This is a genomic window from Enterobacter sp. Acro-832, assembly GCF_011752745.1.
Taxonomy (GTDB): Bacteria; Pseudomonadota; Gammaproteobacteria; order Enterobacterales; family Enterobacteriaceae; genus Enterobacter; species Enterobacter quasiroggenkampii.
Genome location: NZ_VWWX01000002.1, coordinates 997,523 through 1,006,210, shown reverse-complemented (window position 1 = coordinate 1,006,210; position 8,688 = coordinate 997,523). Strand labels below are relative to the sequence as shown.

At 57.4% G+C, this 8,688-nt stretch carries 9 protein-coding genes; all 9 read right to left on the bottom strand.

All coding sequences use genetic code 11. The annotated features are described in order from the left end of the window. Positions 1-177: 177 nt before the first annotated feature. Positions 178-660: a glutathione peroxidase gene (locus tag F3J31_RS11295; RefSeq protein WP_167213128.1), complete on the bottom strand. Its 483-nt coding sequence runs from the start codon at positions 658-660 to the stop codon at positions 178-180. A gap of 52 nt (positions 661-712) precedes the next feature. Next, complete coding sequence (locus F3J31_RS11290; protein WP_167213125.1) at positions 713-1,456, bottom strand: SDR family oxidoreductase; 744 nt, start codon at positions 1,454-1,456, stop codon at positions 713-715. 711 nt (positions 1,457-2,167) lie between these two features. Beyond that, positions 2,168-2,518: a DUF4440 domain-containing protein gene (locus F3J31_RS11285; protein WP_167213123.1), complete on the bottom strand. Its 351-nt coding sequence runs from the start codon at positions 2,516-2,518 to the stop codon at positions 2,168-2,170. 88 nt (positions 2,519-2,606) lie between these two features. Beyond that, positions 2,607-3,203, bottom strand: coding sequence for a phenylacetic acid degradation protein PaaY (gene paaY / locus F3J31_RS11280; protein ID WP_039025627.1), 597 nt, complete (start codon positions 3,201-3,203; stop codon positions 2,607-2,609). Positions 3,204-3,212: 9 nt separating this feature from the next. Beyond that, a complete protein-coding gene (gene paaX / locus F3J31_RS11275; RefSeq protein WP_028016008.1) occupies positions 3,213-4,148 on the bottom strand; it encodes a phenylacetic acid degradation operon negative regulatory protein PaaX in 936 nt (311 codons plus the stop codon). Positions 4,149-4,301: 153 nt separating this feature from the next. Further along, the gene (gene paaK, locus F3J31_RS11270; RefSeq protein WP_167213120.1) at positions 4,302-5,618 is read right to left on the bottom strand and encodes a phenylacetate--CoA ligase PaaK; all 1,317 of its coding nucleotides are present in this window, start codon (positions 5,616-5,618) and stop codon (positions 4,302-4,304) included. Between the two features lie 27 nt (positions 5,619-5,645). Continuing rightward, entirely contained in the window at positions 5,646-6,851 is a 1,206-nt protein-coding gene (pcaF, locus tag F3J31_RS11265) for a 3-oxoadipyl-CoA thiolase (protein WP_167213118.1), read from the bottom strand. Next, positions 6,851-7,273 carry a hydroxyphenylacetyl-CoA thioesterase PaaI gene (gene paaI / locus F3J31_RS11260; RefSeq protein ID WP_008502373.1) on the bottom strand — a complete coding sequence of 141 codons (423 nt, stop codon included), beginning with the start codon at positions 7,271-7,273 and terminating at the stop codon, positions 6,851-6,853. Before paaI ends, pcaF begins: the two co-directional genes overlap by 1 nt. Next, positions 7,263-8,687 carry a 3-hydroxyacyl-CoA dehydrogenase PaaH gene (paaH, locus tag F3J31_RS11255; RefSeq protein WP_167213115.1) on the bottom strand — a complete coding sequence of 475 codons (1,425 nt, stop codon included), beginning with the start codon at positions 8,685-8,687 and terminating at the stop codon, positions 7,263-7,265. Before paaH ends, paaI begins: the two co-directional genes overlap by 11 nt. Position 8,688: the final 1 nt, after the last annotated feature.

The following is an 8,688-nucleotide window of genomic DNA, read 5'->3' as shown; positions in this document are numbered from 1 at the left end:
GCCTTACCAGCTGATTACTCCCAAAAGGGTGACGGTCGTTTTCTCGTTATTAGAAAAAATATTACGCAAATATTTCGCATCAAAATAACATTCTCCTCGACGTCCGCATCTGGCACAGAGCGGACATCAGAATATCGGCTATCCCCGACAAACAGATGGCTCTAGCGACAAAAACACTCACCTTCCCAGTGCCGCAACAATTGCCCCCTCCATTTTCTCGGGCGTAGTCATTGGTGCAAAGCGCTTGAGGGGTTTACCGTCACGCCCGATCAGAAATTTAGTAAAGTTCCACTTAATCCGCCCACCCAGCACGCCGGGCAATTCGTCTTTCAGATAACGAAAAATCGGATGTGCTGCGGCACCGTTGACCTCGACTTTCTCGAACATGGGAAAGCTGACGCCGTAGTTAATGTAACAGGTCTTTGAGATGTCGTCGGCACCGCCAGGTTCCTGCTTACCGAACTGGTTGCAGGGGAAGCCAAGCACCACCAGCCTTTGATCGGCGTATTTTTTAAACAGTGCTTCAAGACCCGCATACTGGGGCGTAAAGCCGCACTGGCTGGCCGTATTAACAACCAGAACCACCTTACCCGCATAGTCGGCCATAGAGATCGGTCGTCCATCAAGGCTGGTAGCGGTAAATTCGTAAAAGCGCGTCATCTGTGTGGTACCTGTTCTGCTAAATCGAGAGGTGGATACAAAAATACGAGGTTCAGGACTGACATTCCAGATCTTCGCGAGTGGGCCCCTGAAAGTAGACGGTACCAATGTGGCAGCTACGGGGCTGAGTGAGCACAAAACGCACCGTTTCCCAGACAGATCGTCCATTCATTAAGCGCTCCCTCATTCGTGAGCGATCGTCGACAAGCGCGTCTAACCCGGTAAGTTCAAAATCGGGTGGATACAAGCCGGCCACCCTTATATTTTCCCGGGACAATTGTTTTGACAGTTTGGTGATAAAGCCGCTCATTCCATGTTTGCTGGCAAAAAAAGCGGGATGGGCAATGGAATCTGTAAAGTTCGGAATACCGCATGCGGATATAATCGCAATGATGTCTGCGCCGTCTGAACGTCGCAATCCTGAAAGCAGCGCCTGGGTGAGCAGGATTGAACCTGTCAGGCCTGAACTGACGGTATTGACGATTTCTGTGCTCGATTGTTCGTCTATAGTCCCTGACAGCCACTGAGCAGCATTCAGTAGTAAAATATCGATTGGCCTGTCTGCATGTAAGACCTGCGAAGAGAACTGAGAAACGGATTCCGGCTGGGCTGAATCGCAGAGATACCCTCTTGCCACACCCCCTTCAGCCGCGATGAGGGCGCAGGTTTTTTCTATATCCTCCACCCGACGGGCACTAAAATCCACGTCAACGCCCTCTCGCGCCAGCCAGACGCACAGCGCCTGACCAAATCCCCCACCGCCACCCGTGATAACAGCGCGTTTTCCTCTCAGCATAACTCTGCGTCCTTTATCGTGATGAGTCTGTATCGGAGGATTTATAGCATGGTGAGGCGGGGTTACATCTTCCCGTTAGTGCCATTTACAGCGGGCTAAAACAGCGACTGCATTGTATTTCACCATTAAAAATATATAATACGAGTTTCTTTAAGGCTTACATTTCACCAAAAACATAAGTCGATAGGTATATTGCGCTATGCAATGCAAAAGAATGAACGATGAGCTTATAAAGCTTGATGTAGGAAAAAATTAACGGCTATCTGTGTGACGTCGAATGCCTAAACAGGGTTAACGCCCCAAGAGTTGAATACTCATTCACCTACATTAATAATTCTGGTTCATTGTTAAAAATCCGTACAAGATCATATCGCGGCAGCCTATCCCAACACGGTCATAGATTACTGGCATATCGAAATCGAGGGAATTAACGAAAACCAATTCAATGATAGTATTAAAACTTGGTTTTTCCTTTTTGGCAGAGCAGAAGTACTGTGCGATCAATTAAAGCCTTTGCAAGATGAATTTTTAGATTTACTCAACCAACTTGTTTACACCCCTCATATTTACCGTATTCATATGGTTCCACCTGTTTGGTATGCTACCTCCTGGGAATTAATTCTACTGGACTCGCTGAATGGCTCATTTATACTTGAATTTAACTTTGATGCTTAAGTTATGCAGTTCCCTGTTTCGATTTTACATCTAACGCTATTGCGATTCGGGTGTCCCCTGATGAAACACCAGCTTCCACTGGTCATTATCAAAACGCTCCCAACATGAAGAACGAAGAGAAGTACGACTGCCATCCTGATTAAACGTCCTGTAATGTAATATTGCGAAATTATCGCTTACGCTAATGAGTTGAAAATCGCTGCTGAGAATAGTCGGCGCGTTTACTTCATTAGAAAGGCATTCTATTGTCTCAGTACGAGTGACTAACACACCTGTACGCGTTATTTCTCTGAATTTTTTATGAAGTATCTGTTCGAGCCATTCCCTGTCTTTTCGCATCTCGCCATGTAGAGAACATTCAAGTCCAATAAGCTTCTCAAGGAGCATAGTGATTGTCCTTTTACATTTTGTCAGTTTTTTTAAAACGATAATCGCTCTAAGGCAACGTCCGCTCCAGCACGAAGCGGATCTCCCCCTACACCGCCGACTTCGGCCTCAAATTCTCGTCAAACGTCAGCCGCTTCCGTTCAGGCTCAACCTCGCGCAGTGGCTCTACCTGATGCATCGTCAGCTTGCAGCGCTCCACCAGTACCTGATATTCCCGCGTGCCCTGCTGCTTCCAGGCCAGTTCCTGCTCGCTCAGCTCACGGATCGCCCTGGCCGGGCTGCCGATGATCAAATGGTTGGCAGGCATCTCCGCTTTGGCCTTCACGAACGCCGCCGCGCCGACGATGCTGTTTTCACCAATGACCGCCCCGTCCATCACCACCGCGTTCATGCCCACCAGCGCATTGCGGCGGATCACGCAGCCGTGAAGAATGGCGCTGTGGCCGATGTGCCCGTCCTCTTCCACCACCGTGTCCTGCTCCGGGAAACCGTGCATCACGCAGTTATCCTGAATGTTCGCCCCGTCTTTCACCACGATACGGCCAAAATCACCGCGCAGGCTGGCATTGGGACCGACGTAAACGCCTTTGCCCAGAATCACGTCGCCAATGAGCACCGCTGTGGGGTGAACATAGCTCTCGTCCGGCACGACCGGCGTCAGGCCGTCAATTTGATAAACAGGCATCTTCCCTCCTTATGCGCTTGTAAGACCACCAAAGCGTTGATAGTAGAGCGTGCCGGGCACGGGCAGTTCGCCGACAGAGGTTTCGCCCTTCTCGCTGACAAACGCCAGCGCCCCCGGCGCGACACGCTGATAGATATTAATGCAGAGCTGTCGGGCGCTTTGTCCCGCCCAGTGCGCAGGCAGTAACTCTTCCGGCAGCAGCGGGTCCTTCAGCACCACGCGACGATAAAAGTGAATCAGCAGCAGCTGGATCTGGAAGCAGCGTTCCGGCGTCAGCTCCTCCGGCGCGGCCTCTTTCAGCAGCGGCAGCAGCGGCCGGAACGAGCTGATAAACGACTCGTACATCGCGTTTTGCTCGGTTAACTGCCAGCACTCTTCTACGCGTGAACGCAGCGCGGCGCGCGAGAGCGCCAGCGGCGAGTGGGCTTCAAAGAAAATCACGTTTTCCGCCACGCCGGCATCGTGAAGCAGTGACTGCACGTCCGCCAGATGCTGTGACGGCGAGGCCATCAGGCTTGGCGCCAACGTGCCAAACCCCTGCCAGATCAGCTGCTTTTTAACGTCGGCCAGGGTGGTTTTATCCAGCCCCTCGGAGAGCAGCAATAACCATTTACCGTCCCAGGCGGGCAGTTCCGCGCGGTAGATCTTATTCTCCGCGCGACGCGTCAGGCGCAGCCCCTTATCGCTCAGGCGGTAAAAGCTGCGTCGCCCGATGCGCGAGACGTCCAGCCAGCCCTCTTTGTTGAGGCGAAACAGCGCGGTACGCACGAACCGTTCGCCAAACCCCATGCCTTCCAGTAAGGCAGCCAGGCTGCCGAGCCAAATCTCACCGCCGCGATGGGAAAGCGCGTCACCGTATAACGAGGAGATAAGCGAGGTCCCGCTGACGGGAACGGAGCTGACCGCGTGCTGGATAAAGGCGTCGAGTTTATTCATGTGATTCATTCTGTTGTTATTTTTGTCCTGATGAATCATAGCATAGGATTCCGGGATAGCCCCTCACCCTGGCCCTCTCCCCTGAGGGGAGAGGGGAAAAGGCCGCACCGAGCAGTACCTTCTCCCCTCAGGGGAGAAGGTTAGGATGAGGGGTAAGGTGTTTTAACCGTTGGCCGCAACTTTACGCAGGTCAAACACCCGGCAGGCTTTGCCCTCCGAGCGCGGGATGCTGCCGCAGTTCACGATCATGACGTCGGTGGAAATCCCCACCATCGACTTAATACGGTGGCGAAGCTGGTGGCACACCTGGCAACGCTGCTCGTGCGTCAGCGTCAGGCTGCTCTCTTTCAGCTCCACCTTCACGGAAAGTGAATCAAGATGTCCGCGACGGTTCACCTCAAGCTGGTAATGCGGAGAAAGGTGTTCGAACTTCACAATCTCCTCTTCCAGCTGCGACGGGAAGACGTTGACGCCGCGAATAATCAGCATATCGTCGCTGCGGCCGCTGATGCGGTCCATACGGCGCATGCTGCGCGCGGTTGCCGGGAGCAGACGCGTCAGGTCGCGGGTGCGGTAGCGGATCACCGGCAGCGCCTCTTTGGTCAGCGTGGTGAACAGCAGTTCGCCCTGCTGACCGTCATCCAGCGGCGTGCCGTCGTTCGGGTTGACGATCTCCGGGTAGAAGTGATCTTCCCAGATGGTCGGGCCGTCGACGGTTTCGATACACTCCATCGCCACGCCCGGCCCCATCACCTCGGAGAGGCCATAGATATCCAGCGCCGTAATCCCTAAGCGTTTTTCAATTTCACGGCGCATGGCCTGCGTCCACGGCTCGGCGCCGAAGACGCCCACGCGCAGGGAACAGGTGCTGGCATCGCCGCCCATCTGACGTTCCAGCTCTTCAATCAGGTTGAGGCAGTAGGACGGCGTCACCATGATCATGTCCGGCTGGAAATCGCGGATCAGCTGCGCCTGTTTCTCCGTCTGGCCGCCGGACATCGGGATCACCGTCGCGCCTAAGCGCTCGGCGCCGTAGTGCGCCCCCAGCCCGCCGGTAAACAGGCCGTAGCCATACGCCACGTGAATTTTATCCTTCGCGCTGCCGCCTGCGGCGCGCAGGGACCGGGCCACCAGGTTGGCCCAGTTATCAATGTCGCCCTGGGTATAGCCGACAACCGTCGGTTTGCCGGTGGTGCCGGATGACGCGTGAATGCGCACCACCTGCTCCATCGGCACGGCGAAGGTATCGAACGGATAGTTATCCCGCAGATCCTGCTTGGTGGTGCACGGGAACTTACGAATATCCGCCAGCTCTTTGAAATCGTCAGGATGAACGCCCGCAGCATCAAACTTGCGTTTGTACATCGGCACGTTGTTATAGGCGTGATGCAGCGTCCATTTCAGACGCGTGGTCTGCAGCGCCTGTAACTCGTCAAGGGAGGCCGTTTCAATCGGATCAAGCTTTGTTGTATTTGTCATTGTAGGGTACTCACATTGTTTTTATGCTCAAACACGCTCAAGGATCATGGCAATGCCCTGACCCACACCGATGCACATCGTACACAGCGCGTAGCGCCCGCCGCGTCGGTGCAGTTCGTTACTCGCGGCCAGCGCCAGCCTGGCGCCGCTCATGCCCAGCGGGTGGCCCAGCGCAATCGCGCCACCGTTCGGGTTGACGTGCGCGGCATCATCCGGCAGGCCCAGCTGACGCAGCACGCCCAACGCCTGCGCGGCGAAAGCTTCGTTAAGCTCAATGACGTCCATATCGTGAATACTGAGTCCGGCGCGCTCCAGCACCCTGCGGGTGGCCGGCACCGGGCCGAGCCCCATCAGACGTGGCTCCACGCCCGCCGTCGCCATTGCCACGATCCGCGTGCGAGGAACTACCCCCTGCACCAGCGCCATCTTCTCGCTGGCGACAATCAGCGCCGCCGCGCCGTCGTTAACCCCGGAGGCATTTCCGGCCGTGACCACCCCGTTCTTACGGAACGGCGTTTTCAGCCCGGCAAGCTGTTCGAGCGTGGTGTCCGCGCGCGGATGTTCATCCACGCTGAACTCAGTGATCGCCCCTTTTTTACCCGGCACCGGCACCGGGACGATCTCCTGCGCCAGAACGCCGTTCTGCTGCGCCTGCGCGGTACGCTGCTGGCTGCGCAGCGCGAAGGCGTCCTGATCGGCACGGCTGATATTTAACAATTCAGCTACATTCTCTGCCGTTTCCGGCATACTGTCAGTTCCGAATTGCTGATGCATGAGCGGATTCACAAATCGCCAGCCGATGGTGGTATCGAAGATCTCCGCCTGTCGCTGAAACGCCGCGGTGGCTTTGCCCATCACAAACGGCGCGCGGGACATCGACTCCACGCCGCCCGCGATCAGCAGGTCGCCGTCCCCCGCCTTAATGGTGCGCGCGGCAAAACCAACCGCGTCCAGCCCGGAACCGCACAGGCGGTTGATCGTCGTGCCGGAGACCGTCTGTGGCAGACCGGCCAGCAGCAACGACATGCGCGCCACGTTGCGGTTATCTTCCCCCGCCTGGTTGGCGCAGCCGAATATCACGTCGTCAATCCGCTCCAGGTCGAGCTGCGGGTAGCGGGCCAGCAGCGCGCGCAGCGGCACGGCACCGAGATCGTCAGTTCGAACAGCGGAAAGCGCGCCGCCGTAACGGCCCACCGGGGTTCGAACGCCATCACAAATAAATGCGTCACGCATCAGGCCTCTCCTGTCACGCTGCCGCCGATGCGGTGAGATTTTCCGCGAAAAAGGGCGACGGTTTTCTGTTGTTGGTTTTGGATTTCAATGTCATACACGCCGGTCAGCTTGCCCTGATGCTTCACCCGCGCGGTGGCGGTGAGCGTGTCCCCGGCGAAGCCCGGACGCAGAAAATCAATCGAGCAGCCGGAGGCTACCGCCGCCAACCCCTGGCTGTTGCAGGCGTAGGCAAAAGCGGTGTCCGCCAGCGAAAACAGCTGGCCGCCGTGGCAGGTTTTGTGGCCGTTCAGCATCTGCGGGGTGATGGTCATGGTCACCACCGCGTAGCCCTCGTCCATCTCGACAATGTCCATCCCCATCGCCTGCGCGCAGGCGTCCCGTTCGTACATGGTGCGGGCGTTATGCCAGGCGTTATGACTCATAGCTACTCTCCAGAAGCGCGCGCTGGCGGAGCAGTGAACAGGGGCGATAGCGCTCTTCGCCGTAATGACGCTGCAGGTTCTCCAGCAGCGTCAGCAGGCGCTGCCAGCCAAGACGCTCGCCCCAGGCGATCGGCCCGCTCGGGTAGTTCACGCCCAGGCGCATGGCCGTGTCGATGTCCTTCTCGCTGGCGACCCCTTTTTGCAGGGCATCCAGCGCCTCGTTGGCAATCATCGCCAGCGTCCGCCAGATCAGCAGGCCGGGATAATCGGCAATTTGTACCACCCGATGCCCCTGCTGCTGCAGGTAGCGGATGGCTTTTTGCGTCGCGGTATACGGGTTGCTGGCGGCGGCGGCAATGACCGCCACGTCACGCTCAATCCGGTCGACCACCACCACCGGGCCGTTGAGCCGCAGCGCCAGCGCCTGCGCGGTCTCTCCCTGCGTTTCAACCAGATAGACGTCATCTATTTCCGTGACACCGTCACGTATTTTTTCCACGCGCATCGGGCTATAGCTGTCGTTCACCGACTCAACCCACTGCACGTCAGGTTTTTCACCCTGCCAGTCGTACACGCCCTTCCCGCTCTTTTTGCCCAGCCTTCCTGCCAGCACCAGCTCCTGCTGAACCAGCGAAGGCAGAAAACGACGCTCCTGCCAGAAGGCGTTAAATACCGAGCAGGTCACCGCAAAGTTGACGTCCTGACCAATCATGTCGGTCAGCTCCAGCGGCCCCATCGGGAAGCCGCCGCCTTCACGCAGGGCGGCGTCAATCACCTCCGGCGGAGCGACCTGTTCCTCCAGCGCGCGCCAGGCTTCGGAATAGAACGGACGCGCGACGCGGTTGACGATGAACCCCGGCGTTGACTGGCAGCGAACGGGCTGTTTGCCCCAGTTCAGCGCCAGCTCGCACAGCGCGTCGGCCACTTCCGGGGAGGTCGCCAGCCCGCTGACCACCTCCACCAGCTTCATGACCGGCGCCGGGTTAAAGAAATGCAGGCCTGCGACGCGTTCCGGGTGGTGGACGTCCGCCGCAATCGCCGTGACGGAGATGGAAGAGGTATTGCTGGTCAGCACCGTCTGCGGCGCGCAGATCTCCGCCAGCTGCGCAAACAGCGCCTTTTTCACCTCCAGCCGCTCGGAGGCCGCTTCAATCACCAGATCGGCCGCAGAGAGCGCGTCGATATCGGTGACGGGAACCAGCCGGGCAAGGATCTGGCTGCCGGCATCGGCGGAGAGCTTTCCGCGCGTCACCCGGGAGGCCAGACGCTGGCGGATCCCGTCGATGGCGCGTGATATCGCATCGCTGGAGATGTCGTAGATCAGAACCGGATGACCGTGGCTGGCCGCCACTTCGGCAATGCCGGCGCCCATCGTGCCGCTGCCGATCACGGCGACAGTCCGTATGTTCAGCATC